This window comes from Helicobacter sp. 12S02232-10 (assembly GCF_002272895.1).
Taxonomy (GTDB): domain Bacteria; phylum Campylobacterota; class Campylobacteria; order Campylobacterales; family Helicobacteraceae; genus Helicobacter_J.
Genome location: NZ_MLAQ01000004.1, coordinates 44,336 through 68,529 on the forward strand (window position 1 = coordinate 44,336; position 24,194 = coordinate 68,529).

Below are 24,194 nucleotides of genomic sequence, written 5' to 3' on the forward strand. Positions count from 1 at the left end.
TACAAGAAAAGGTATGTTCTTTTTTATTATATATTGCATTATTTTTCCTTATTTTAAAAATTTTTTTAATTTAATCTAGTTCTATATATCTTAAATTATATATTTTTTTCTTTGGAAATTTAGGAATAGTTTTAAACACTTCCCAAGCTGTTGCAATGATAAAAACTTCACCCCAAATAAGCATTTCTTCTAAATTTTCGCAATATTTGATTTCTAATTTGTAGGTGTTTTTAAATGCCTTATTTGCTAGAGGATCATAGGCGCTTATATTTTTGAATCCATTTTGAAGAAGTTTTTGAATCAAAATGAATGATTTACTTTCTCTGACATCATCGCTATTTGGTTTAAAACTGAGTCCCAGCACCCCTATTTTGGAATTTTTGGGAACTTCATTGCAGATTTTTGAAAGATGAAAATCCAAGATCTCTTCATTAACACGGATAATGTTTTGTAAGATTTTTGTTTCATATCCCTTATCTTTTGATTTTTTACATATTGCAAGCGTGTCTTTAGGCAAACAATACCCTCCAAAGCCCATTCCAGGATATATATAGCTTGTAATACTAGCAGGATTTCCACTGAAGCGTTTATCAAAATGGAGCGTTTTAAATGCTTCAGGTATGTTTATATTTCCAATCGTTTCTGCAACCATACTCATTTCATTAGCATAGCTGATCATCATAGAAAGGGTTGTATTGCTTAAATATTTAATGAATTCGGCCGTATTGAGATTGGTAAATATTATTTTTGTATTAAAAGGTTCATAAAGCCTCTCAAGAGCATTTAGATTTTTTGCATCTTGCGTGCCAATCACTACTCTGTCTGGATTCATAAAATCGTTGTAGGCAAAACCTTCGCGTAAAAATTCAGGGTTGTTTGCCAAAATAAAATCTTGATTATTTTTTAGCTTTAGATTTTCTAAAAAAGGGATGAAAATTTCGCTTGAAGTTGATGGAGGAACGGTAGATTTAATAACTAGAATCGGTTTGTTGGAAGTTTTGTTTTTGTTTTGAGCAAAAACCCTTAGAGCCTTGAGGATATGGCTAAGATCGGCTTCTCCATCTTCCCCCATTGGGGTGCCGATGCAATAAAAAATAATTTCTGCATCTTGAAGTGCTTGGATAACGTCGTTTGTAATAAAAAGTTTTTCATTTAAAACTTCTTTGAGAGCTTCTTCTAAATTTTCTTCAAAAAAAGGCACTTGAGCATTTTGAAGCATTTGGTATTTTAAATCATCTATTTCGCAACCTCTAACATTAAAGCCTTTTTTGGCAAATCCTACAGCTGTTGTAAGACCTACAAAACCAAGTCCAAAAACTGTTATTTTCATCATTTTTCCTCTTTTTCTAGGATTAAGAATTTTAAAAATCTTTCTACCCCTTCTTCAACTAAGATCTTAGGTTCATAGGAGAGGAGTTCTTTTGCTTTTTTTATAATAGGAGATCGGCGATTGGGGTTATGGGTGAGGTATTCCTTATCGCTTGGCGTTTCAAAAATGATGTTTTGATTATAATTCAATAGTTTTTCGCCGGCATTTTTGTAGATCAGAGCAAGTTCCTTGATTGATATTTCTGGAGTATCTGTGCCGATATTAAAATAGTCAAATTTTTGATAAGCAAGTGTTTTTATATATCCGCTAAGTGCATCGGATATATAGCAAAAAGTTCTTTTGGGACTTCCATCGCTTAAAATTTCAATATTTTTATTTTGCAAGATTGCTTTAGCAAAATCTGCAGGTACTCTTTTGTCTTCAGGATTCATACCTGGACCATAGTTATTAAAAGGACGAGCAATGGTAATTGGCATACTATATTTTTGTGCAAACAAATAGCATAAAGTTTCTCCAAAGCGTTTGGATTCATCATAACAAGCACGTGGGCCGATACAAGCAACATTGCCTCTGTAATCTTCGTCTGTAGGGATTTGGTCTGGACTTGGGTCGCCATAAATTTCTGAGCTTGAGAAAAATAAAAGTCCCTTAATGGGCTTGTCTTTGTAAAATTCCAATAGATTTCTAAGTCCCCAAATATTAGCATCTAGTGTTTCTATAGGATATTGTCGATAAAAAACGGGCGAGGCAATGCTTGCTAGATGGATAATGAGGTTCGCCTGTTTTGAATTTTCCAAGCTTTCGATTTTGTCTTTGATAATGTCGAATTTATTAACTTTTATCAGGGCAGGATATTGGATTTTTAAATCATTGAGCCATTTTGGAGTGCGAAGCATAAAGTTATCTAGAGCAATGACGTTGGAAATTTTTAATTCTTGGTGAAAATAAGCAAAGAAATGCATAAAATAGAACCCTAAAAAACCTGCACATCCTGTGATCAAGATTGTTGATTCTGAAAAAATGTCTCTTTGTTCTTTTGAAAGCGAGTTAAGGATGGAATGTAAATCTTCTTTAAGAATAGGGTTAAGCATAAGAAACCTCCAAAATAGAATATAAATACTTTGAACTTGCAGTTTGTGAAAGTTTTGCAGTATTTTGATTGTGCGGCAGAAAGAGAGAATTCGAAACCAAATAAAATAGAAATTTGTAGTCAAAAATGTTTGACTGGAGCTTGTCTTGATTCAAAATGTTCCTTAGATTTTTAGTCAAAATATTTAATATTATAGAACTTGCCCACTAAATTTTCTTTTAAACGGATGGGTGAGGTGTCTATATTGTATTGTGAAATAAAATCTTCAAGCTCTTCTTTTACTCCTTCTATCCCAGAATTTACAAAAACTGCTTCACAAAATTGCTTGATAAGATAGTTTTTGTAAATCGAATTTATCTTGGCGTTTTTGTTAATATTGAGGCAATAGATAATGAAAGTCCCAATAATTGTTTTTTTGGAAAAAGATTCATTGATGTCGTAGCGATATTTATGGGAGATATAATCAACCAAATAAACATCTGAATGGAGTGCGCAACGTATATGAAAAAGCCAATCGTCAGAGGGGTAAAAATTTTGATTGTAACCACCCATTTTTATACATAATTCTTTGTTGTGTAAAAGACACGATGGATAGATAGAATTATTTATAATGATTTCATTGGCATTTTTCTTGCTGATATGTTTAGGAAAGATGCCAAAAAATAAAAATTTCAGCATTTTTTTTAGAATTTTTTTACAGTACCAAAATAAAGTTTTTGGTACCGGAGCAATATGTTTGTATTTGAGTTCAGCTTGATTTGTATAAAAATTGAGAGCTTTTCCTGAAATAAGGGCAGTATTTTGATTTATTTGTCGGATGTAGCCTTCCATTTTGACAATGTAATCATCCATTAGAATATCGTCATCGTGAAGTATGCAAACCCATTTTCCTTTGGCGAGGCTGAGACAGCGATTCCAATTACCAAAAAGTCCTAGATTTTGTTTATTTCTATAATAAGTAAGCTTACCTCTGTAGTCCTGAAGAATTTCTTCTAGTTTGCTTGAGGCGTAGAAGTCGTCCGTATTTTCTACAACGATAATTTCATACCCCCCCCCCCATCCCATTGGTATATTTTGAGAAATAGCTGATTTGAGTGCTTCAATCAGTGTATCAATGCGCTTATAAGTAGGAATTGCAATTGTGATGAGAGGATTTTGATGATCGTTTTGTTCAAAAATTTTTACAGATTCGATATGATTTGTGTCATTAAAGTTGGGTTGGCATTTCAGAAATGACTCTGCATTAAATGCGGGTGAGTAAAATTGCTTATATTCTGGATAAGCTTGGGTTTTCATTTGTTTCCTTAAATATATTGCCCTAGGGCGAAATGTATTTTGATTATATAAAATATTAGCTTAATTGATGCGCTCAACTTGATATTCTTGAAATTTTTTGTGCAAGTAATCTGGGTTTAAATACAAATTGCTTCTGCTCCATATATTTTCCCCGATTTGATCTTGAACGTCACAGACTATGGGGAGATATTGAATATTTTCGAATACACTTGGTATAAATAGTTGAAATTCAGACATTTCATAAGGTCTGAGAGCAATTATTTTTGCATTGGGCTTTTCCATAAAACAGCCATTTACAGCACTTGTCCCATCTACGCTGAGAGTAATTTCTGCATTCATCATAATATTTATTTTTTCTTTAAGGTTAAAATCTTCCATATATATACGTGTAAAGCCATATTCTTTATGGAGGATTTCATAAATTTCTTCTTCATTATTTAAATACCTATAAGCGGATTTCTTCCTACTGATATAGATACGTGTCCCAAGATTTTTAAAATCTTTCTCATAAAAATAATTTTGAAGTTTTTTGATAGCGGGCAGGACATAAGTTGGATTGCATCTTGGAGAGGTGCAGGCATAAAGATGGTTTGCTTGAGAGATTTTATAATCAAGATAAATGACTTTATCTTGAGGGATTTGCAACATTTTGAAAATATCTTGGATATACCAGTGATGATATTTTGCATATCCTCTATATTTTGGAGGTGCAATGATATAAAAATCTTCAATTCCTTGTTTTTTAAAATGCTCCAAAAGAATTAAAAGTCTTGGGTAGGCTTCAAATAAAAAATGATACATATTCGAAAACCACGGACAAAAGCAAAGAATTTTTGGGATTTTTGGGTCAAGAAGTTTTTTGTTTTGTCTTAAAAAATACAAGTGTTTAACATAATTCTTTATATCTTGATAAGTCTTTAGATTGAATAATGAAAGATTTTTAATATAGTCATATTGGGTTTGAGGGTATGTATTAGTGGGATCGTAGCAATCAAGGGTTTCATAGATAGTTTGACCATTTTTAAAAACAGCACATTGCTCAATGAGTTCAACTTGGTCAAGTTGGAGAATTTGAATTTCATCAAGCGGCACATTGAGAGGATCATTTGTTTGCCCCCCCCCCCATCTGTCTGTTTTACTTGTGCGCAAACCATATTTTGTCATATCTGCAATGCTATAGGGCTTGTTTGGATCTGTAATGGAGCGATATTCAAGGGAGTTTTTAGGTATCAGATTACTGATCTTGAGTTGTAGATAATTCATTCTTGCTTTCTTTGATGGGTATTTTGGTAATTTAATGAAATCATTATAGTGTAAAACAAGAATAGTTTCGATAAAATCTCTGCAAAATGTATCAATAAGAAAAAAAGGTGCAATGCAATGAAGGTTTTGATTTTGGCAGGTGGGTATGGTACGCGGTTATCTGAAGAAACTGAGGTTAAGCCAAAACCTATGGTTGAAATTGGAGGAAAACCTATTTTATGGCACATTATGAAGATTTACAGCTATTATGGTTATAATGAGTTCATTGTATTGACAGGCTATAAATCCCATATTATCAAAGAATATTTTATTAATTATTATACCCGTTACAGCGATATTACCATTGATATGGCAGATAATTCTATGCAGATACACACGATGCGTCACGAGCCTTGGAAAGTCACTATGCTTTATACGGGGCAAGATACGATGACAGGAGGCAGGATTTTACAAGCCAGACCTTATGTGCAGAATGAAACTTTTATGCTGACTTATGGCGATGGATTGAGTGATGTGGATATTCCTGCACTCATTAAATTTCACAAATCCCATAAAAAGGCAATGACTATGACTTCTGTGTTGCCTGATGGTAAGTTTGGTGCGCTTGATATCCAAGAGAGTGATGGACGCATCAAAAGTTTTACTGAAAAACCTAAGGGTGATAAAAGCTTGCATAATGCTGGTTGGATAAATGGAGGATTTTTTGTATGCGAGCCAAAAATTTTTGATTATATTCAACAGGATGAGAGTTGCGTATTTGAGCAAGCTCCTTTAAGGGGACTTGCTCAAAGTGGAGAACTATATAGTTATAAGCATTATGGATTTTGGAAATGTATGGATACTTTGCGTGATAAAATGGAGATGACAAAGATGTGGCAAAGTGGAAATGCGCCTTGGGCACTATGGCTTTAAAATAATTGCTATCTCCTCATTTTTTTGAATCGCGTACTCACGTTTAAATTTTGTGTGACGATGATTTTTGTAGGGATTTTATAGTTTTCTAATCGATTTTTACAAAATTCACGGATAAGCTTTTTTAATCCTATTTTGTCTTTAGGGTCTAAAATCTTTTCATCTAACACGACTTTTAAACTCACGCTTTGTCCTGTGATGGGATTGGCTTCTCCATAGGCAAGGCAGTCTTTGATGCCCTTTAACTCCCCGATAGTGTTTTCAACCTCTTGGGGTAATACTTTTTGTCCGCCTACATTGATGATTTCTTTGGTGCGACCGATAATCTTAATAAATTCTTCTCCATCTTCACTGATGGTTTCTACTAGATCTCCCGTCTTAAACCAACCTTCTTCAAAAGTATCTTCATAAGTTTCCAAATAGCCTAATGTTTGAGTCTTGGACTTTAGCCATAATTCATTATTGATGATTTTATATTGTGTGTGGGCGGGATCTAATCGGATAAAACCTGAAGCAGTTTTTGCATTTTTAGTCTTAATGGCGTTTGTTTCGCTTGTCCCGAAGCTTTGCTTGAATTTTACCCATTGCAGAGTATTTTTTAAATCTTTTAACAATTGAGGGGGCATCATTTCAGAACCATAAATAATGAGTTTTAATGAGGTCAGATCAAATGTGTCTGTAATTTGGGCAAGCAAAAGCAGACGTAAAAAAGTTGGCGAAGAGGGGAGAATTTCTACGCGATATTTTTGAATGATTTCACCCACGCTTTGGGGTGTCCTGAATTCGGGAACACATAATATCCCTGAAGTGCTAAATTGACTTAGGAGCACATCAATCCCAGCAATATGATCAAATAAAAATACTCCTGCGACGTTAGTAGGGTTGAAAGTTTTTTGAGCATAAAAATCAAGCATTAAATCCAGATTGTGAAGAATGCTTTTGGGTTTGCCCGTGCTTGCAGAACTCAAAATAATCAATCCACTTGCATTTTTTTGGATGAGTTGTTTGATGAGGGGGTGGTTTTGGGGGCAAGTGAGGTTTTTTTTAATAGGTAAAACTTGATTTTTTTCAATCAAAAATTGCGCCCAAAGATGTTCAATCAGGTGAGTAGGGGGTTTTAAATTTATAGGTGTGATGATGCATTTTTTGATGCATAATGCAAGAAAGGTTGCTATGGTTTCAAAGCTGTAGTCTCCCACTAGAGAAACAGCACTTTGATCAGGAATTTTTAGAGACAATAAGAGTTCAGATATTTTTTCATTTAAATCTCCATAAGTGTATTTTTGGTCTTTATGGATCAGGGCAATGCGGTTTTTATAGGTTTGGAATCTTTCAAAAAAAGTATGCCTTAAGAACATTGGAGGTTCCTAAGGAAATAATAATTAAGATTATTTGCCCAGAGGGGAAGATTAGTTAGCCCCCCCCCCCTCATTTTTTTGAATCGCGCACTCACGTTTAAATTTTGTGTGACGATGATTTTTGTAGGGATTTTATAGTTTTCTAATCGATTTTTACAAAATTCACGGATAAGCTTTTTTAATCCTATTTTGTCTTTAGGGTCTAAAATCTTTTCATCTAACACGACTTTTAAACTCACGCTTTGTCCTGTGATGGGATTGGCTTCTCCATAGGCAAGGCAGTCTTTGATGCCATCCATTTCAAAAACAACTTCTTCAACCTCTTGGGGCAATACTTTTTCACCCCCGACATTGATGATTTCTTTGATTCTCCCAACAATCCTGATATACTCTTCCCCGTCTTTCTCAATTGTTTCAACCAAATCCCCAGTGGCAAAATATCCTTGTGCATCAAAGACATTGTCTGAAACGTTGAGGTAACCGAGTGCGCAAGTATCGGATTTGAGATAAAGTTCTCCTTGAATGATTTTATACGCAACATCTTCAAGCTTGATGGCATTTTTAAAGGATTTGGTTTGGGTAATTCCTACTTCTGTGGCTCCAAAGGTTTGATGGAATTTGACTTTAGGGAAGATATCTTTTAGTCTTGCAAGCAGAGAAGAGGGCATTTGTTCGGTGCCATAAGTGATGACTTTTAAAGAACTTAAATTATAGTGTTTATTGACTTCGCTCAAAAGCATCAGGTTTAATAATGATGGGCTTGCAGGTAAGAGAGAAATTTGATGGTTTTGAATGGTTTGAGCAAGAAGCTCTACATTTTTCCTGTTTTCAATTCCTACTCCGCAAGCTCCCATTGCAAGCGTATTAAAAAGCGTGTTTAGTCCGCCAATATGATCAAACATTAAAAAAAGCAAGATTTTTATCGACCTGTATTTTTTCTCTCTATAAGCATTAAGCAGATTGTCTAAGTTATGCACGATGGCTTTGGGTTTGCCCGTGCTTCCGCTTGAAAATAGGATTAACCCGCTTTGGGAAGAATCTTGTAAGTGTTGTAGCATTGTGTGCTTTGCTTTATGCGTATAGGGGGTAAGAATATTGTTTTGAAAGAGCAAATCTGTTTGAGCGATTTCAAGTTTTTCAGGGTTGCTGATTTGTTCGCTTAAGGGAACTAGGATCATTTTTTTTTCAATGCCTGCTAGTAACATCGAGACACAATCAATGTCATAGTCACCTATAATTCCCATAGATGAGCCATTTGGAATATTTGAGAGGCATTTTATTTGAGCCTGCGTTTGTTGGCATAACTCATCGTAAGTATAAGAATGATTTTGATAGATTAGGGCTTCTTTTTCTTTGGGATAAGCAAAGATTTTTTGTAAAAACGGATGGGAGAAGTTAGGCATTCACGCCCCCCAAGAATAAAGTTTGTCCGGTAATAAAATCGCTTTTTTCATTAATGAAAAATTCTATGGGATGTAATACATCTTCAAAACTTCCAAATCGCTTAATGGCCTGAGAGGCGAGCAGGGCGTCCATTTTTTCTTTAGGGACATTTTTGATAAGATCAGTTGGGACAGGTGTGGGAGCAATTGCATTTATGGTAATGCCAAAGGAAGCTAGTTCTTTAGCAGCAATTTCAGTGAGATTGATAATGGCTGCTTTTGATGCAGCATAGATCGCTTCGCCCTCAAGTCTTAGGGCAGTGGCGATAGTGGCAAAATTTACAATGCGATAATGAGGGTAGGGAGTGTGTTTTTTATTCTTGAGGTAGCTTGCACTCATAATTTTAGCACATTCCCTGATGAATAAAAAACTCCCGAAAACATTTGTGGCAAAGATATTTTGCACACTTTTCAACGGGGTCAAAAGTAAATGATTCATTGAGGCAATGCCAGCATTATTGAGCAATACATCAATTTGTCCGAATTCTTTTTTGACGGCTTTAAGCATCGCTACTACAGATTTTTCATCGCTGACATCTAATTCAAAATGCCTGTAGTTTGGGTGTGAGATGCTTCCTTGTGATCGCGAGCAGCCGCATACAATATGCCCTTTTTGAAGATAATAAGAACAAAGGTCTTTACCGATACCTTTTCTGCTCCCTGTAATGATAAAGATTTTTTTCATAGGGAAGGACTTTTTTGAGAAATCAATTCCAAAATATATTCATTTAGACTTTGCACATCTTTGAAAGGTGAATTTCTGCGACTCATTGCCCTTTCATCAGCAAGCGTGATATCAATGCCCAATGTATCACTGATACTTTCTTCAAGATCGGAAATAAAGCTCACTAGCGCCAAAGAATCTAAGTTGCCCCCCCCCCCATAAATTTTTGTACTTGCATCGGGATTTTTTAATGCATCATTTTCAAGCTCATCGCTCAAATTTTGCAAGGATTTGCAAATGAGATTTTGGATTTTTGTTTTCATAATTTACTCCTTAAAATTGGTTTTTATAAAAGTATGATTGAAAATATTGCTACTTTGATAGCCATATTTTAAATGCATATTTTTGACACGGATATTTTTTAATACATCTACCCAGAGATAGACATACTGGATATTTTTTGTTTTTATTTGTTCATAATATTCCTCCATCAGTGCTATCAGAGTGAAAGGTTCGGCTTTAAGATTTAGAAGATAATTAAAATGGCTTGTTTTTCCATTGAGTGTGTAAATACAATAAGCAGTGATTTCTGTACCTGTTTTTTTAATCAAAATTTGATGGTTTTGAATAAGGTTTAGGAGATCTTGCTCACTTGGGAGATGATCAAATCTTTCGTCAAAATTTGTGTGCAAGGTTGTATAAATGAAATCCAAATCATTGTTTTTGGCGTATTGTATTGTATGAAAGTCTCTTTTTATTTTGGATTTTAAATTTTTTATATTGATGAGAAGTTTTTCATATCGCGTATGAAAAGTGAAATGCTTTTTGAGAATATCTTTCAGTTCTAAATCTAAATCTCCTCTTTGAATGATTTCTAAACAGAGTTGATTAGAATCCAAATTTTTCAATTCTTTTTCAAGATCGTTTAAATCCGATGAAATAAAATAAAGTTTGGTGAAATTTTTATAGGGGATTAAAAAAATCAGGCTTTTTTGGGATTTTTTCCCATAAATTTCTTTATCTATGGAGATGAAATCATTTCTATAGAGTTTTTGGGCTTGACTTTGTATATCTTGTTTGTATTGTTCAATAAGAGAGGGATGGAGTAACTTCATATACAATTCTTTTCAAAATCGATCAAACGAGTGAAGAAGAGATTGTTTATAGAGAAGTCATCTAGCCCCCCCCCCCCCTAGAAGCATATGAATATTATTTTTGCTTAAAAGAATGGATCCAGAGATGGGTTTGTCAATGGAATATTTTATAATAAAATATTCCATTTTACATAAGTGTATTTTTGGTTTTGGCATAATGCCCCCAGAATCCATACTCCTTAAAAATGCACTAATTTTTTCTTTTTCCCATTCTATTTCCAAAAAGCCACTATTTGGAAGGTCGTTTGATTTATGAGGGTTCAAGAGAGATTTTGGCATAGGGGTACTTGATAGGGTGTCATTCAATAAATCTTGCTTGATCTCCAAAAATGCTTCCAGCCCCAATTCCATTAAAAGTTGGATTAATTTGAAGCTATTAATATCTGGGCTTAGCGGGATTTCTTTTTGGATAATAATATCCCCACTATCGAGCTCACAGCTGACTAGATGCCAAGTAATTCCGGTGGTTTTTTCTTGATTATAAATACTCCAAATAGGGGCATTTACTCCCTTATGAAGAGGAAGCAGGGCATTGTGAAAATTAATGATTTTAAGATTGGTTTTTGAAAGAATATTATTAGGAAAAATATAATTATTGTTGGCACTAATGATGAGAGTTTTGGAATTGAGAGAATATAAAAATTCACTCAATGGCGCGGAGTCTTCATAACTTTGATAGGATAGTTTGTTTGATTGGCAAAATGTTTTTAATATGCAGAGATTATGGGGTTTGTAGGAAATAACGCAAATAAAATGTCTATATTCAAGCAAATTTTTTAAGATATTTAATGCAATGGTTGCTTGTCCGATGAGAATAATTTTTTGATAAACCATACTAAGCAACCTGCTTTACAGAATTGCTTACAAAACGATTGGCATTATCTGTTTTTTCTCTATTTGATCCTAATATGAGAATAGTCAATAGGTATTTGTTTCTTAACCTTTTGTAGGCCCCCCCCCCGTTTGTCTTAGAAAGTTTTATATAAATATAGTTCTTTAGACCATCTATGGAAAAATTTTCTTTTTGATACATATTTAATGCCTTTAGATTAAGGGTATCACACCATAAGTGAAGAAATTTTACCTCAAGAGTGTTTAACTTTTGATAAAAGACTTTCCAGATTTCAAGCAGACTTTGCTTATCGCCGTAGTTGGCAATAAAATTTAAATACGCGCTTTTGCCAGTATGGGTAAAAATAAGATAACTATAGATAATATTTTGAGTACGCACGCTTAGAATGTGTCTGTTTTTAAAACGATTTTGAAGCATTTTGAGATTAGGTAAGTGGTCAAAATTAGGATTAAAATCTTTGAATAATAATTTGTGCAATGTTTTTGGATTGATATTATCAAAATTTGTGTGACTTTCAGAAGATGGAGAGAGCGGTGTGAGTGTTTTTCTCAGGCGCAGATAAAGAGCTTGAGGTTTGAGTGTTTTAAAATAAATCTCAGGTTGTTTTTGCAAGATTTCTATGCAGAGATTTTTATCGTGCGTGAGATCTGTGATGAGTTCTTCAAGCTCTATAAAATCATTTGTAAAAAAATATACCCTGATGAGTTGTTTTTCTTCCTTCAGAAGCAAAAGGGTGCTGGGAGTAGATTTTACCCAGTAAGAAATATTGGTATAAGAGTAAAGGTTTGTATAAAAGGGCATTTTTGCCTTTAAAAGATTGATTTGAGGATAAATGCACGATATTTTTGTTTGTATGAAATTTTTCATTGCTTATTATATTTTGATTATCTTTGGTAATTTTTTTAGTCTGAATTTTAACACATTTTATCCATTTTGATTTGTTGAGCAAATATTGGCTTGAATTGTCTTTCTATCAATCTTGCCATTGGCATTCAAGGGAAGTTTTTCAAAATGTAAAAATAGATGTGGCATCATATATTTTGCAAGTCTGTTTTTTAAATGCTTCAAGAATTCTGTTTTGGCAATTTCTTTTTGACTTTCATAGCAAAGAATAATTTGATTATTTGCATAGATGGCGCAATGATTGCTGATTGCTCTAAAATCTCCCAAAGCATTTTCAATTTCCCCAAGCTCGATACGATAGCCATTGTGTTTGATTTGAAAATCTTTTCTACCTATCAGAATAATTTCACCCTCTTGGTTATAGTAGCCTAGATCATTTGTTTTATACATCCTATCATAAAATAAATGGTGTAGAGGATTTTGCACAAAAACAGACTTTGTTTTTTCTAAATCATTGTAATAGCCCAGTGATAGACAACTCCCGCGAATATAGATTTCTCCTGACTTTCCTTGTGTGCAAATTTTATTATTTTCTTCATCAATAATAACTATTTGAGTATTCCTGCAGGGTTTTCCTATGGGAATGGGATCTGTATCTTTGAGTTCTTTTTTAACGATATAGTAAGCGCAAATATCTGTGATTTCACTAGGTCCGTAAAGATTTCCAAAGGTGGCATTTGGGTAGTGAGATTTGAAATAATTCAAAATTTTTGCACTCATTGCTTCGCCACCAAAAAATATTTTATCTAGTTTGGGTTTGGTGTTTTTGAGCAAATCATAATGTGCGATAGTATTCAAGATAGAAGGCACCCAATAGATGTAATTAATTTCTTTTTCTTCCAAAATTTCTAAAGCTTTGGCAGGAAAAATAAATGCCTGTTCGGGAAGTAAAATCAGCTTGTTCCCAATGCTAAATGTTGGATAAATATCAAATAAAGACTTATCAAAATAAAATGGCGATTGATTACCAATCACATCATCGCTTGTGGGGCAAATAGATTTTTCACTTAAAATCCATTCAATATAATCAATGATGCTTCTATGAGAAACTACTACTCCCTTAGGTACCCCTGTTGAACCTGAAGTGTTGATAATGTAAGCAGGATCTGTATCAATTCTAGAAGCAAAATTTGTTTTTATATTTTCTGTTTTTTCTAATAGATTTTCTATGAGTAGAATTTTTTCTTCAGGAAAAATATCTTGAATCTTATTTTTATGGGCAATATCTGTAATGATAAATCCAGGAGCAATATTCTCTAAAATTGATTTGAGTCTTTCTTGAGGGCTTTTGATATCTAAGGGCATATAAATATTTCCAGAAAGCAAAATACCACTAATGCATAGGAGTGATTCAATATTTTTAGGTAAGAAGATAGCGATAACAACGCAATCAAGTTCTAAATTGCTTAAATGGGTTGAAATATGAAGAGAATATTGAAAAAAATCCTTGAAACTAAGTTTTTGATTGCTATCTTCAAAGCCTATTTTATCAGGGTATTTTTGAAGTGTTTCTTGGAGATATTCCACCACATTGATTTTCATTCTAATCCCGATTGAGTAAATTTGAGGTTATTATATCATAACCCTATCATCCTATAACGCTTCTTCCTCCATCAAGAACGATATTTTGTCCATTGATATAGACAGAAGATTTTGAACATAAAAATTCTACTAATCCTGCTACATCTTCGCAGTTTCCCGAATGAAATCCGCTTATATCTGAATTATTTTGATCTAAATATGCATTCGAATTTGTAGGGATAGGTCCAAGACAGATGGAGTTGATTCTTACTTTAGGACTCAGTTCATTGCATAAGCTTCTTGCCAAAGAATTTAACCCCGCTTTTGCTGCTGCATAAATACTTGTACCCTTGTACCCTTTGAGCGTGGATATGCTTGAAATCAGAATGATATTTTTAAGGCAATTTTTATTTGATTTTTTTAATAATATGGAAATGATTTCACAGCAACTTAAAATATTTACATTAAAACTTGCAAGTGCGTGGGTATAGTCAAAATGTTTGATAGCCCCAAAGCTAGCGTCCCCAGCGCAATGAATAAAAGTGTCTATCCCCCCCCCCCCTAGAATAAAGCTTTCTATAGAGGGTTTAATATCTTGGATATGATTAAGATCGAGAGGTAAGATTTTATGAGGAAAATCAGGAATCAATTCGATTTCTTCCAACTTTTTTTTATCTCGCGCACTTAAAAGGAGTGTGCGACTTTTGCTTAGTGAGTGTGCAATTGCCTTTCCAATATCTGAAGTTGCTCCGCTAAGAAATGTATAGTTCATAGGGCAACTTTTTTTTCATAAAGATAACTATTGTCTAGGGTATCTCTTGGATAAGGAGTCTTAAGCATAAAGTCTATGTCTTTCTCTATTGCCTCATAGATTAGGGCATAGGCATTTTTTTCATTCACGATTTGGATTTGGGATTTTCCTGTTTTAATTTCTTTGATTTCATTTTGGAGTAATTTATTCAATCTATCATCTTCGAATGCTTTTACATTGGCATATCTGACGGGTAAAATAAAGCTGTCTTGATAGGTTTTGTCTTCTAGAATAATTTTACCTTCAAAAGTTTTATCATATCTGTAGGGAACTTCAAGTATTTTTTCAATATAATGAGAATAAGTAAAACAATCACTTACTATATTGCCAAAAAACAAAAATTTTACATCATTTTTATGGTGCAATTTATCAAATAAACTTCCTTTGCCACAAGAGTGTTTGGAGATTTCTAGCAGACTTTGATCTTTACCTATGAGTGCGCAAGACATTAAGGGATCAATGCTACGTTTAGCATTAGGATGTTTTCTAAAATATTCGCTAAAAATTCCCATAGGGGATTTGGTTTTTTGCAAGTTAAAATCTTCTCTAGCACAAAAACTAAAGCTAAAGGTAGGCATAATGAGATTAGGGACATTAAGGTTGATAAAAACATCAAAAATCTCGGATAAGAGCTCTTTTTTGCTCATTGTTTCATTGGGTGTTCCAAAATTCAGTTCAGAATGGATAAACAGATATTCACATTCGTTTGCCCCAATTTCAAGCAAGGAATTAAACAAGATTTCTTTTGTGATGGCTTGATGATTATTTTTAAAAAGAATCAGATTTTTATTTTCCATATATTTTCCTTATTTAATATCTGCTTCAATAGATGGAGCGTCGGTTTAGTATGTGAAATATCAGGCACAAAATCCTCCATCAATGATGATTTGTTGCCCACTTATCCATTTATTTTGAAGTAAAAATCTCACGCCTTGTGCAATCTCTTCGCATTTTCCTTCTCCAAGCGGGTATTTTTTTAGAATTTCTTGTTTTTGTTCATCGGTAAAAAGTTTTTTTGTCATACCTGTTTCAAATATGCCTCCTGGAAGAATGGAATTGACCCGAATATTTGGTGCAAGTTCCACGCTTAGGCTTTTCATATAAGAATCTAATCCACCCTTTGTAGAAGCGTAAAAACTATTTGCAATTTCTCCTTTTTTTGAGAATGTGCTAGAGATAAAAATAATATTTTTAAGACAGGATTTGAATGATTTTTTGAGCAAGTATTTTATGATCATCATTGCTGAATAGAGATTAATATTGGCACAATCTGACATTTCGCTTAGGGAGAAATTTTTTGCATAAGAAATATAACTCACTCCTGCGGAATGGATGAAAACTTCTATCTTAAGATCTTTAGAAATCTCTTGCATAATGCACTCAATCTTTTTTAAATTTTTTAAATCGCATTCAAGAATTTTATGTCCATCAGGGTTTGGGAGTGTTTGTATTACCTCAATTGTTTTGGCGGGATTGCGTGAAATAAAGATAATTTTGTGTGTTTTACTTAATTCTTCAGCAATGCTCTTACCAATACCTGAGTTTCCACCTGTGAGCAAAGCAAAGGATTTCATTTGAGTTTGCTTTTGATTAAATCCATTAAATCTTTTACGGATTTTGTGGCCTTGATTTCGTTTGTATAGAGATTTACACCATACTCTTTATCTAAAAATGTGATTAGAGTGATGATGCTCAAACTATCCCAATCTTCAAAATTATCTAAAATATCATTATCTGAGAGATTGTCTGCCTCTAAAATGTCTTGTAGTTTTGCATATATTTTTTCCATATTTTCTCCTTAATTAAAATGAAAAATTTCGTTTTCACCGATGATTTCAGCCGGATTTCCAAAGGCTATAGTATTGTCTTTGAGGCGTTTAAAAATAATACTTCCTGCAGAAATTTTATTATTGTTGCCTACTTTTGCTTTGGGAAATAGACTCACTCTTGGACCCAAGAAATTTCCGTCTTTTAAAGAACTAAATCCTGCAAATCCGGAATATGAGCCGATAACATTAAAATTTCCAATCTCGCTATCATGCCCCAAAGCACAAGAAACATTGATCAGATTTCCATTTCCAATTTTTGCATTATAAGCAATCACGCTAAAAGGCGCAATCACATTTGCTTCGCCGATATTATTTGTGTGAGTAATGAATGCCTTGGGAGAAATTAAATTGTAAAATTTTACACCTCTATCTTTAAGTAAATGATAAATATTAAATCTTGCAACAGGCGAACCAATAGCAATCACAACATAATCATTTTCCATAAATTTATAATCATCATAGTGTCCTAAAAACAAATGCTCCAATCCATAAGGGGCTAAATCATTACTTGTAGATAAGAAGCCCTTAAAAGAAATAGTTTTATCAAAATTCATTACATCTGATAAATATTGGTAGCATTCACTTCCAAATCCTCCCGCCCCAATAAATAAAATATTTTTCATATCAAGCACTTTTTTGGATCGAAAATAAAAGAGAGATTGAAGAGAGTGATGATTTTAGTTTATCTGCCCCCCCCCCCAGCGGTAATATTAAATCACAAATATTTTGAATATTTTGACACGCCATTAATTCATTAATGCTGATATTAATATGGTAATATTTTTGCGCAAAAGAAATTAGGGCGACCATACTTAAACTATCCCATTCGTCAAAATCATTCAATTTTGATTGGAGATCTAAGTCTTTGACATCTAATAGATCTTGGATTTTATTCAGTAAGGTTTGCATAGGATTCCTTTAGGGTTATGAGTTGCAGATGAGGAATTTTTTCTAAATCCATAATAATCCCTGAGAGTGTGAGTCCCACTCCAAATCCACCAAGGCAGACTTTTAAGGGATTTTTTTTGGCATCAGAGGATAAATTAAAGCAAATATTAAGAGGTATCGTGATCCCACTTCCATTGCCAAAATTTTGCACGATGTTGTTGGGCATTTTATGGTGAGGAATTTGCATTTTATCGGCAAGTTTTTCAAGCATAAATTTATTGGGCTGATGAAAGAGAAAATAATCAATTTCCTCTTTGGAAAGTTTTGCTTCCTTTAATAGTGAATCTACCATTACAGGCACATATTCTTGCACGAAACTAAAAACGGAAGCCCCTTGCATAACAAGATTGTTTAAACTTCTGATATTGCCGTCTTCATCTTCAAAATCTTTGGCTGTTGCGTCTGTGGAGGGGAGTTTAAAGCCACCTGCAGGGATGGAAATAGCAAGTGCATTTTCTCCGAAAGTTTGGTTGAAACAAAAGATTTCATTTTTGATTTTGCTTGCTTCAACGATGGCAATACTCCCACCATCACCTACTAGGGGATAACTATTGCGATCTTTTTTATTGACTTTATGGCTCAAAACATCTGAATTTGCAATGGCTACTTTTTGAATCTTAGGGTTTTCTAGCATAAAGAATGCTTGAAAAAGTCCGTGAATAAACCCTGCGCAACCCTGATTTAAATCAAAGCATAAAATATCTTTTTTTAGTCCGACTTTATGTTGGATAATGGTTGAAGTTTGTGGAACAAGATAATCAGGAGATTGGGTAACATAAATGAAGGCGTCAATTTCATCTTTTTCTATAATATTATTTGTAAAAAGATGTTCAAATCCAGCGATGATAAAATCAGAAGCAAGCGTATTGGGAGACGCAACCCTGTGTTTTTCGTATCCCATAAGTTCTTTGAGAATTCTTGATTTTTTGGGCGGGAAGTTATAATTGGAAATTTCATCATCAAAAAAACTTTCATTTTCTGGGAGTATGCTAGTAATTGAGGAGATTTTTTTTCCAATAAAATTAAAGTTCATTTTTGCTTTCTTTCACTAAATTTTGAATATCTTTGAGTGTGTTGAAATATTTTGGAGTAATTTTGCTCCCATCTATGGAAATTCCAAATTCTTTGTCAAGAGAAGCGACCAATGAAATGATATCAAAGGAATCAAATACCCCATCATTAATGAATTCTATTGTTTGGTCGAGTTCAATATCAGGTCTTAATTCAAGAATGATTTGCTTTATTTTTTCTTCCATATTTATATCTCCTTTATTTGATTTGTGTTTATTCCGATGATTTCAGCAGGATTCCCAAGTGCAATGGAATTTGACTTAAGTTTCTTAGATACTACGGAGTTTGCTGATACAATACAATTATTTTCAACGTTTGTTTTGGGAGTTAAAGTAGTTTTATGGGCCAAGAAATTGAAATCTTTTATACTTGCACCTCCGCCAAAAGAAGTGTAAGAGCTGATAAAGTTATAATTTCCTACTTTGCAATCATGCCCAATCAAAGCATAAGCGCCGATAATGTTGGCATTTCCTATAATTGTATTGATGCCTAAGGTGCTAAAAGGCGCAATCACATTTGCTTCGCCGATATTATTTGTGTGAGTAATGAATGCCTTGGGAGAAATTAAATTGTAAAATTTTACACCTCTATCTTTAAGTAAATGATAAATATTAAATCTTGCAACAGGCGAACCAATAGCAATCACAACATAATCATTTTCCATAAATTTATAATCATCATAGTGTCCTAAAAACAAATGCTCCAATCCATAAGGGGCTAAATCATTACTTGTAGATAAGAAGCCCTTAAAAGAAATAGTTTTATCAAAATTCATTACATCTGATAAATATTGGTAGCATTCACTTCCAAATCCTCCCGCCCCAATAAATAAAATATTTTTCATATCAAGCACTTTTTTGGATCGAAAATAAAAGAGAGATTGAAGAGAGTGATGATTTTAGTTTATCTGCCCCCCCCCCCAGTGCAGAAAATTCTTCTTCTAGTTTTAGAAGATTTTTACTTCGTTCAGCAATACGCTTAGCCGGAGTTCCAAAATAAATTCCCCAAGCTTTTGTAGGTCGTAAAATTAGACTGGCTGCGCCTACGCTGACTCCTTCAGCAAGATTTCCACCTGGCAGTATGATTGAATTGCAACCTAAGAGGGAGTATTTTTTTAAAATGATTGGTTTAGAAGTAATATGGCGATATTGCAAAGGAATGCACGGCCCTACTAAAGCCTCCCCTGTAAAATCATCGCTTGAACCTAAAACCTTACATTGAATGCTTACACACGAATAATCTTCTAAAATAATACCTTCTTCTTTGCTCATTAGGACGCTTCCTGTGCTGATATGAACAAAACTTCCAATATCAATATATCCAGATAAAATCACAAAATCATCAATTCTGACATTATTTGCTATGGAGATATTTTCAGCATTATAAATACTTGCTTTTTTACTCAAAAGTACATTGTCTCCAAGTGATTTGAAACCTAATTTATGGAGTTGATCTTTCGTATAATAGCTGTTCATTATTGATTAGCCTAAAATTATTTGCTTGGGATTATATCTGAAGTTATTTGAATTTTTCATATGCTTTTTTTCAAAATTTCGATGATTTTATCTTGTATTTTTTGAGACAATCCCACATACATAGGCAAGCAAAGAATTCTTTTGGATATGTCTTCTGATATGGTACAAGAAGATTTTGAGGGATTAAAATTTAATGTATTTAAACTAGGATAAAAGTATCTTCTTGGAAAGATATTTTCATCACCTAATTTTGAAAGACTTTCAAGAAGGGTAGATTCTTTTTGGAATAAAATCGGAAAATAGTGATAATTATTAGTGGAGTATTGATGAAGATTTTGGAAAACGAAGTCATTTTTTAAATGTTCATAGTAATATTCCCAAATTCTTTGTCTCTCTTGTAAGATAAAGTCCAAATCTTCAAGTAAGCATAATCCCATAGCAGCATGAAATTCACTATTTTTAGCATTGATTCCAAGTGTTTGAGGAAAAGAATCAGAAAGCCCAAAATTAATAATTTTTCTAGCTTCATCAATCATAGCGGGATCTTTTGCAATGATAAGCCCCCCTTCAACAGTATGGAAGATTTTGGTTGCGTGGAGACTTAAGGTTGCTAAATCGCCATATTCAAAAATACTTTTATTTTTATAATTTACTCCAAAGGCATGCGCTCCATCATAAATGATTTTGAGATTGTGGTTTTTGGCAATTGTTTGTAAAATTTCCACTTCGCAGGCGTTGCCGAATACGTGAACGGGTAAAATTGCTTTTGTTTTGGGAGTAAGGAGTGGTAAAATTTTATTTGTATCTATGCAGAAATTTTTTGAATCAATATCGCAAAAAATCGGATTGAAGCCTTCCCATAATAATGTCCCTGTAGTAGCAACGAATGAAAAGGGAGTAGTAATCACTTCGTCGTTTTTTTTCAATCCAGCAAGTTTGTATGCAATTTGAAGAGCAATGGTTCCATTGCTTACAAATAATAAATTCGAAATCCCCAAATATTCACATAGTTTTTCTTCAAGCATACGGGAAAGAGGTCCGAAATTTGTAAGATGATGATTTTTCCAAATGATTTCTAGGTATTTTTGATATTTTTTAATATCTGGAAGATAAGGTTTATTTACATTTATAGTCATAAAAAACCTTTTTATAAGAATTCACTATTGGTAACATTAAGGCTTAGTCGATTAAGCGTTCGATTAAAGCTATCGTTTCGACATAAAATAGGACATTCTGCACAATTGATGGATTCATAGACTTCTCTAATCCTTGAACCTCTCCAAATTTGTTCCATTGTTTGTTCTCTCAAATCACCCAAAAAGTGTTTATCACTTTGTCTGAAATGTAGACAGGCCCAAACTTTAAAATCTGCTGAAATAACTGTGGAAAAAAACATTCCGTGACATTTGTCATAACCTCGATGAAGCGGATCGTTCATTTCTTTGTATTTTTGATAGCTTGCGACAATTTTAAAATTTTCATCTTCATATTTTTTTCTCAAATTTTCTAGAATAGGCATAATGTTTAACGTATTCCCTGTAAAAGGTCTGAATTGTGCAAAATCAGCTCCTCTTTCTTTTACAAGACGAACGAAAGGTTCCATATCTTTTTGAGTAAGTTCAGAAGTTAAAAAACCTACTCCGAAAGATGTTTTAGAGCCCCCCCCCCCCTAGAGCTTTTTTAGTCTTAGAAAAAAGAGCAATATTTTCAAGTGTTTTTTCAAAATGATGGGGTTTCATTCCGTGTATTTTTTCATACATTTCAGGACTTCCCGCGTCAAGACTGATTCGAAAATATTCTAAATTGCTTGCAATAATATGTGCTTTTTGTTCATCTAAATTCATTCCGTGGGAATTAAGACCAATATTGATACCTGCTTGTTTGAGTAAGTGAATGGCATATTCGAAATGCGGACTGATAGTTGGTTCTCCACCTCCTGAGAGAATCACACCTTTGCACTCAAGACTTTTTAATCCTTGTACAACTTCTTCAACTTGTTCTTTTGAAAGTTCAGCATTATTTTCATTATTTCCGCAACATCCAGGACATCGATGATTGCATTTATTGGTTAAATCAAGTTCGGCAACAACTAAGGTTTTGTGAAAATTGAAAAAATAATCAATTTTGTCTGTGTAATGCAATATTTTTTCGTCAGAATTAAAATTGTTGATTTTCATTATGCTTTTAATACTCCTATATTTTCAGTTGTTTTTATTTTTGATTTATATCTTTTGCTAATAGTGTTTCTAGGTATTTTCCATAGCCACTTTTCTTCAATTCCTGAGACCGTTTGAAAATTATATCAGTATCAATCCACCCGTTATTATAAGCGATTTCTTCCAAACAGGCAATTTTATAGCCTTGTCTATGTTCAATGGTCTGAACAAAACTGCTTGCTTCAATCAAGCTGTCGTGTGTTCCTGTATCAAGCCACGCAAATCCTCTTCCTAGTAGCTGAACTTTCAGTCTGTTTTCTTTCATATAGGCAATATTAACATCAGTGATTTCAAGTTCCTGTCGTTTGCTTGGCACAATGGTTTTGGCAATTTTGATGGCCGAATTGTCATAAAAATAAAGACCGGTTATAGCAAACTTACTTTTTGCTTTTTGAGGTTTTTCTTCTAAACTGATAACTTCAAGGTGTTCATTAAATTCTACCACACCAAATCTTTCGGGGTCTTTTACGGGATAAGCAAAAATAGTGGCTTGGGATTTTAGGGCATTATCTTTTGCGATGTTTAGCATTGGATAAAATCCTTGCCCATAAAATATATTATCTCCGAGTATGAGTGCTATAGTGTCATTTCCAATAAAATTTTCTGCCAAAATCAATCCTTGAGCCAACCCATCTGGGTTTTGTTGGACACAATATTCTATATTTATCCCAAGCCAAGAACCATCACCAAAGATTTTTTGAAAAAAAGGAATATCTTTAAGAGTAGAGATGATTAAAATTTCCCTAATTTGAGCAAGCATTAATACAGAGAGCGGATAATAGATCATTGGTTTGTCATAGATGGGGAGAAGTTGTTTAGATAGGGCAAGGGTGGTCGGGTATAGTCTTGTCCCGCTACCTCCTGCTAAGATAATACCTTTCAAGCAATTCTCCAAAATAATGTGGTTTTTATCATTCTAGCTTAAAAATTTTGATATTCGCCTTAATGGACGTATGAAAAATAAAACAAGTTTGACATAAAATCTGGGTTTAAAGATAAATAGCGGGTTGTTGCAGATATATAAAATCAGTTTGTTGAAAAATCTTTCTTGCTTATAGAGGGAAATGATTGCATTTGGTAGTTCATTAAGAAAATCTTGAGCAAATGGGGTTTGACACACGTAATAATACCATAGAGCTGATTTGGGGGCATTGGGGTATTGCCAAGGTTTTTTATTTCCGGCATAATGGAGTTGGATTGGGTGAAGTCGAGCTTGTGTAATTTGATCTTGAGTGTAAAAATTGGGGTGCAGATTTTCCCATTTTTCTCCATATTGTTTCCACATACTATGACAGATCATATGTCTTAGGCTTAAAGTTTTGATATGAGGATAGCAAATAATATTGAGGATGTCTTGTTCAGCAAGGACTAATTTGTGAGTATTTTTGATCAGATAATCAAGAAATTTTTGTTCGATATTATCTTTGCGTATTTGTTTGAGATTGGCAATAAAATAACCCGCTCCTATACCGTTTTGAATCGATTCAAACTCAGTTTGTGAGAATTTTTTATAACCTTCTTTCCAATCTGTAAGAGGATAAATAGCATCAGGTTCATTTGCTCTGATACCTGCAAGGTAGGATTTTTCATTGGTGTCAAATGCTAAAAAACTTTCACTCACGTCATCTAAAAATACGACATCGACATCAGAAATAATAATTTTGTCATATTGAGGGAAAAAGCTTGCAGCAAAGAGTTTGTAGAGCATTTCTTTAGAAAAATGGTGTTTTGAAGGTATAGTTTTCCAGAGTTTTTCAAAGCGTCCTTTTGTGTGAATGAATTCTAATTCACAATAAGAGAAGGGGGCAATGGTTTCATATAATTTTTGGATTTGGTCTTTGGTGATATCATTGTGAAGGACATAAAACTTATACCCCCCCCCCCATTAACTCCCCAGCATTTTTTAAAAGCGAATAAAATGCCACACTAGCAGGAATTACATAATTTTTATCAAAACAAAACATAACGGGGATAGCTTGTTTTTTTCTATCTGATTTCTCTTGCATCAATGAAAACCCTATCATTTTAAATTTTATTTTAGATTATACAAAAATGTGA

29 protein-coding genes are annotated in these 24,194 nt (G+C 33.5%); 1 reads left to right on the forward strand and 28 read right to left on the reverse strand.

The genetic code is table 11. The features are described from left to right. Window positions 1–70 precede the first annotated feature (70 nt). The 4 genes from BKH41_RS04265 to BKH41_RS04280 all read right to left on the reverse strand — a co-directional run bounded on the left by BKH41_RS04265 (window position 71) and on the right by BKH41_RS04280 (window position 4,979). On the reverse strand, window positions 71–1,330 hold the full coding sequence (locus BKH41_RS04265) for a nucleotide sugar dehydrogenase (protein ID WP_180762733.1): 1,260 nt from the start codon (window positions 1,328–1,330) through the stop codon (window positions 71–73). Beyond that, a complete protein-coding gene (locus tag BKH41_RS04270; protein ID WP_095297326.1) occupies window positions 1,330–2,421 on the reverse strand; it encodes an NAD-dependent epimerase/dehydratase family protein in 1,092 nt (363 codons plus the stop codon). The genes BKH41_RS04265 and BKH41_RS04270 overlap by 1 nt, the downstream gene beginning before the upstream one ends. A gap of 170 nt (window positions 2,422–2,591) precedes the next feature. Beyond that, window positions 2,592–3,716, reverse strand: a complete 1,125-nt coding sequence (locus BKH41_RS04275) for a glycosyltransferase family 2 protein (protein WP_095297328.1) — start codon at window positions 3,714–3,716, stop codon at window positions 2,592–2,594. A gap of 60 nt (window positions 3,717–3,776) precedes the next feature. Further along, the gene (locus BKH41_RS04280) at window positions 3,777–4,979 is read right to left on the reverse strand and encodes a glycosyltransferase family 61 protein (RefSeq protein ID WP_095297330.1); all 1,203 of its coding nucleotides are present in this window, start codon (window positions 4,977–4,979) and stop codon (window positions 3,777–3,779) included. A gap of 117 nt (window positions 4,980–5,096) precedes the next feature. Here BKH41_RS04280 and rfbF point away from each other — a divergent pair, with 117 nt between their 5' ends. After that, window positions 5,097–5,891, forward strand: coding sequence for a glucose-1-phosphate cytidylyltransferase (gene rfbF / locus BKH41_RS04285; RefSeq protein WP_095297332.1), 795 nt, complete (start codon window positions 5,097–5,099; stop codon window positions 5,889–5,891). A gap of 8 nt (window positions 5,892–5,899) precedes the next feature. Here rfbF and BKH41_RS04290 read toward each other — a convergent pair whose 3' ends face one another. The 24 genes from BKH41_RS04290 to BKH41_RS09780 all read right to left on the reverse strand — a co-directional run bounded on the left by BKH41_RS04290 (window position 5,900) and on the right by BKH41_RS09780 (window position 24,142). Then, a complete protein-coding gene (locus BKH41_RS04290; protein WP_095297333.1) occupies window positions 5,900–7,249 on the reverse strand; it encodes a class I adenylate-forming enzyme family protein in 1,350 nt (449 codons plus the stop codon). Then, window positions 7,240–8,652, reverse strand: a complete 1,413-nt coding sequence (locus tag BKH41_RS04295; RefSeq protein ID WP_095297335.1) for a fatty acid--CoA ligase family protein — start codon at window positions 8,650–8,652, stop codon at window positions 7,240–7,242. The genes BKH41_RS04290 and BKH41_RS04295 overlap by 10 nt, the downstream gene beginning before the upstream one ends. Further along, complete coding sequence (locus BKH41_RS04300; protein ID WP_095297337.1) at window positions 8,645–9,376, reverse strand: SDR family oxidoreductase; 732 nt, start codon at window positions 9,374–9,376, stop codon at window positions 8,645–8,647. Before BKH41_RS04300 ends, BKH41_RS04295 begins: the two co-directional genes overlap by 8 nt. After that, window positions 9,373–9,678: a hypothetical protein gene (locus tag BKH41_RS04305; RefSeq protein WP_095297339.1), complete on the reverse strand. Its 306-nt coding sequence runs from the start codon at window positions 9,676–9,678 to the stop codon at window positions 9,373–9,375. The genes BKH41_RS04300 and BKH41_RS04305 overlap by 4 nt, the downstream gene beginning before the upstream one ends. Window positions 9,679–9,681: 3 nt before the next feature. Further along, entirely contained in the window at window positions 9,682–10,470 is a 789-nt protein-coding gene (locus BKH41_RS04310; protein WP_095297341.1) for a hypothetical protein, read from the reverse strand. Window positions 10,471–10,527: 57 nt separating this feature from the next. Next, the gene (locus BKH41_RS04315; protein ID WP_095297343.1) at window positions 10,528–11,343 is read right to left on the reverse strand and encodes a formyltransferase family protein; all 816 of its coding nucleotides are present in this window, start codon (window positions 11,341–11,343) and stop codon (window positions 10,528–10,530) included. Between the two features lies 1 nt (window position 11,344). Continuing rightward, window positions 11,345–12,163: a hypothetical protein gene (locus BKH41_RS04320; RefSeq protein WP_180762734.1), complete on the reverse strand. Its 819-nt coding sequence runs from the start codon at window positions 12,161–12,163 to the stop codon at window positions 11,345–11,347. Window positions 12,164–12,286: 123 nt separating this feature from the next. Next, on the reverse strand, window positions 12,287–13,807 hold the full coding sequence (locus tag BKH41_RS04325; protein WP_095297347.1) for an amino acid adenylation domain-containing protein: 1,521 nt from the start codon (window positions 13,805–13,807) through the stop codon (window positions 12,287–12,289). A 46-nt stretch (window positions 13,808–13,853) separates the two neighbouring features. Next, complete coding sequence (locus BKH41_RS04330; protein WP_095297349.1) at window positions 13,854–14,558, reverse strand: SDR family oxidoreductase; 705 nt, start codon at window positions 14,556–14,558, stop codon at window positions 13,854–13,856. Beyond that, window positions 14,555–15,394, reverse strand: coding sequence for an AAC(3) family N-acetyltransferase (locus BKH41_RS04335; RefSeq protein ID WP_095297351.1), 840 nt, complete (start codon window positions 15,392–15,394; stop codon window positions 14,555–14,557). The genes BKH41_RS04330 and BKH41_RS04335 overlap by 4 nt, the downstream gene beginning before the upstream one ends. A gap of 60 nt (window positions 15,395–15,454) precedes the next feature. Beyond that, window positions 15,455–16,171, reverse strand: a complete 717-nt coding sequence (locus tag BKH41_RS04340; RefSeq protein WP_095297353.1) for an SDR family oxidoreductase — start codon at window positions 16,169–16,171, stop codon at window positions 15,455–15,457. After that, a complete protein-coding gene (locus tag BKH41_RS04345; RefSeq protein WP_095297355.1) occupies window positions 16,168–16,386 on the reverse strand; it encodes an acyl carrier protein in 219 nt (72 codons plus the stop codon). The genes BKH41_RS04340 and BKH41_RS04345 overlap by 4 nt, the downstream gene beginning before the upstream one ends. 9 nt (window positions 16,387–16,395) lie before the next feature. Beyond that, window positions 16,396–17,049 carry a hypothetical protein gene (locus tag BKH41_RS04350; protein ID WP_095297357.1) on the reverse strand — a complete coding sequence of 218 codons (654 nt, stop codon included), beginning with the start codon at window positions 17,047–17,049 and terminating at the stop codon, window positions 16,396–16,398. 1 nt (window position 17,050) lies between these two features. Further along, window positions 17,051–17,335, reverse strand: coding sequence for an acyl carrier protein (locus BKH41_RS04355; RefSeq protein WP_095297359.1), 285 nt, complete (start codon window positions 17,333–17,335; stop codon window positions 17,051–17,053). After that, window positions 17,316–18,407, reverse strand: coding sequence for a ketoacyl-ACP synthase III (locus BKH41_RS04360; RefSeq protein ID WP_095297361.1), 1,092 nt, complete (start codon window positions 18,405–18,407; stop codon window positions 17,316–17,318). Before BKH41_RS04360 ends, BKH41_RS04355 begins: the two co-directional genes overlap by 20 nt. Next, window positions 18,397–18,630 carry an acyl carrier protein gene (locus BKH41_RS04365; RefSeq protein WP_095297363.1) on the reverse strand — a complete coding sequence of 78 codons (234 nt, stop codon included), beginning with the start codon at window positions 18,628–18,630 and terminating at the stop codon, window positions 18,397–18,399. Before BKH41_RS04365 ends, BKH41_RS04360 begins: the two co-directional genes overlap by 11 nt. Window positions 18,631–18,632: 2 nt before the next feature. After that, window positions 18,633–19,289 (reverse strand): hypothetical protein, encoded by a 657-nt coding sequence (locus tag BKH41_RS04370; RefSeq protein WP_095297365.1) that lies wholly within the window; start codon window positions 19,287–19,289, stop codon window positions 18,633–18,635. 1 nt (window position 19,290) lies between these two features. Continuing rightward, on the reverse strand, window positions 19,291–19,920 hold the full coding sequence (locus tag BKH41_RS04375) for a hypothetical protein (RefSeq protein ID WP_095297369.1): 630 nt from the start codon (window positions 19,918–19,920) through the stop codon (window positions 19,291–19,293). 56 nt (window positions 19,921–19,976) lie between these two features. Beyond that, a complete protein-coding gene (locus tag BKH41_RS04380; protein ID WP_095297371.1) occupies window positions 19,977–21,056 on the reverse strand; it encodes a DegT/DnrJ/EryC1/StrS family aminotransferase in 1,080 nt (359 codons plus the stop codon). 11 nt (window positions 21,057–21,067) lie between these two features. Then, entirely contained in the window at window positions 21,068–21,523 is a 456-nt protein-coding gene (locus tag BKH41_RS10090) for an SPASM domain-containing protein (RefSeq protein ID WP_257875402.1), read from the reverse strand. A 49-nt stretch (window positions 21,524–21,572) separates the two neighbouring features. Then, window positions 21,573–22,097, reverse strand: coding sequence for a radical SAM protein (locus tag BKH41_RS10095; RefSeq protein ID WP_257875403.1), 525 nt, complete (start codon window positions 22,095–22,097; stop codon window positions 21,573–21,575). Between the two features lie 34 nt (window positions 22,098–22,131). Beyond that, window positions 22,132–23,019, reverse strand: a complete 888-nt coding sequence (gene rfbA / locus BKH41_RS04390) for a glucose-1-phosphate thymidylyltransferase RfbA (RefSeq protein ID WP_095297373.1) — start codon at window positions 23,017–23,019, stop codon at window positions 22,132–22,134. A gap of 33 nt (window positions 23,020–23,052) precedes the next feature. Beyond that, complete coding sequence (locus BKH41_RS04395; protein WP_095297375.1) at window positions 23,053–23,982, reverse strand: glycosyltransferase; 930 nt, start codon at window positions 23,980–23,982, stop codon at window positions 23,053–23,055. Between the two features lie 22 nt (window positions 23,983–24,004). Next, window positions 24,005–24,142 (reverse strand): hypothetical protein, encoded by a 138-nt coding sequence (locus BKH41_RS09780; RefSeq protein WP_180762735.1) that lies wholly within the window; start codon window positions 24,140–24,142, stop codon window positions 24,005–24,007. Window positions 24,143–24,194 lie beyond the last annotated feature (52 nt).

What these genes read in the sequence shown, in the direction of transcription:
- BKH41_RS04265 (WP_180762733.1), bottom strand. Translation starts at nt 1,330, where the DNA reads ATGAAAATAACAGTTTTTGGACTTGGTTTTGTAGGTCTTACAACAGCT.
- BKH41_RS04270 (WP_095297326.1), bottom strand. Translation starts at nt 2,421, where the DNA reads ATGCTTAACCCTATTCTTAAAGAAGATTTACATTCCATCCTTAACTCG.
- BKH41_RS04275 (WP_095297328.1), bottom strand. Translation starts at nt 3,716, where the DNA reads ATGAAAACCCAAGCTTATCCAGAATATAAGCAATTTTACTCACCCGCA.
- BKH41_RS04280 (WP_095297330.1), bottom strand. Translation starts at nt 4,979, where the DNA reads ATGAATTATCTACAACTCAAGATCAGTAATCTGATACCTAAAAACTCC.
- rfbF (WP_095297332.1), top strand. Translation starts at nt 5,097, where the DNA reads ATGAAGGTTTTGATTTTGGCAGGTGGGTATGGTACGCGGTTATCTGAA.
- BKH41_RS04290 (WP_095297333.1), bottom strand. Translation starts at nt 7,249, where the DNA reads ATGTTCTTAAGGCATACTTTTTTTGAAAGATTCCAAACCTATAAAAAC.
- BKH41_RS04295 (WP_095297335.1), bottom strand. Translation starts at nt 8,652, where the DNA reads ATGCCTAACTTCTCCCATCCGTTTTTACAAAAAATCTTTGCTTATCCC.
- BKH41_RS04300 (WP_095297337.1), bottom strand. Translation starts at nt 9,376, where the DNA reads ATGAAAAAAATCTTTATCATTACAGGGAGCAGAAAAGGTATCGGTAAA.
- BKH41_RS04305 (WP_095297339.1), bottom strand. Translation starts at nt 9,678, where the DNA reads ATGAAAACAAAAATCCAAAATCTCATTTGCAAATCCTTGCAAAATTTG.
- BKH41_RS04310 (WP_095297341.1), bottom strand. Translation starts at nt 10,470, where the DNA reads ATGAAGTTACTCCATCCCTCTCTTATTGAACAATACAAACAAGATATA.
- BKH41_RS04315 (WP_095297343.1), bottom strand. Translation starts at nt 11,343, where the DNA reads ATGGTTTATCAAAAAATTATTCTCATCGGACAAGCAACCATTGCATTA.
- BKH41_RS04320 (WP_180762734.1), bottom strand. Translation starts at nt 12,163, where the DNA reads ATGCCCTTTTATACAAACCTTTACTCTTATACCAATATTTCTTACTGG.
- BKH41_RS04325 (WP_095297347.1), bottom strand. Translation starts at nt 13,807, where the DNA reads ATGAAAATCAATGTGGTGGAATATCTCCAAGAAACACTTCAAAAATAC.
- BKH41_RS04330 (WP_095297349.1), bottom strand. Translation starts at nt 14,558, where the DNA reads ATGAACTATACATTTCTTAGCGGAGCAACTTCAGATATTGGAAAGGCA.
- BKH41_RS04335 (WP_095297351.1), bottom strand. Translation starts at nt 15,394, where the DNA reads ATGGAAAATAAAAATCTGATTCTTTTTAAAAATAATCATCAAGCCATC.
- BKH41_RS04340 (WP_095297353.1), bottom strand. Translation starts at nt 16,171, where the DNA reads ATGAAATCCTTTGCTTTGCTCACAGGTGGAAACTCAGGTATTGGTAAG.
- BKH41_RS04345 (WP_095297355.1), bottom strand. Translation starts at nt 16,386, where the DNA reads ATGGAAAAAATATATGCAAAACTACAAGACATTTTAGAGGCAGACAAT.
- BKH41_RS04350 (WP_095297357.1), bottom strand. Translation starts at nt 17,049, where the DNA reads ATGAAAAATATTTTATTTATTGGGGCGGGAGGATTTGGAAGTGAATGC.
- BKH41_RS04355 (WP_095297359.1), bottom strand. Translation starts at nt 17,335, where the DNA reads ATGCAAACCTTACTGAATAAAATCCAAGATCTATTAGATGTCAAAGAC.
- BKH41_RS04360 (WP_095297361.1), bottom strand. Translation starts at nt 18,407, where the DNA reads ATGAACTTTAATTTTATTGGAAAAAAAATCTCCTCAATTACTAGCATA.
- BKH41_RS04365 (WP_095297363.1), bottom strand. Translation starts at nt 18,630, where the DNA reads ATGGAAGAAAAAATAAAGCAAATCATTCTTGAATTAAGACCTGATATT.
- BKH41_RS04370 (WP_095297365.1), bottom strand. Translation starts at nt 19,289, where the DNA reads ATGAAAAATATTTTATTTATTGGGGCGGGAGGATTTGGAAGTGAATGC.
- BKH41_RS04375 (WP_095297369.1), bottom strand. Translation starts at nt 19,920, where the DNA reads ATGAACAGCTATTATACGAAAGATCAACTCCATAAATTAGGTTTCAAA.
- BKH41_RS04380 (WP_095297371.1), bottom strand. Translation starts at nt 21,056, where the DNA reads ATGACTATAAATGTAAATAAACCTTATCTTCCAGATATTAAAAAATAT.
- BKH41_RS10090 (WP_257875402.1), bottom strand. Translation starts at nt 21,523, where the DNA reads ATGGAACCTTTCGTTCGTCTTGTAAAAGAAAGAGGAGCTGATTTTGCA.
- BKH41_RS10095 (WP_257875403.1), bottom strand. Translation starts at nt 22,097, where the DNA reads ATGAAAATCAACAATTTTAATTCTGACGAAAAAATATTGCATTACACA.
- BKH41_RS09780 (WP_180762735.1), bottom strand. Translation starts at nt 24,142, where the DNA reads ATGCAAGAGAAATCAGATAGAAAAAAACAAGCTATCCCCGTTATGTTT.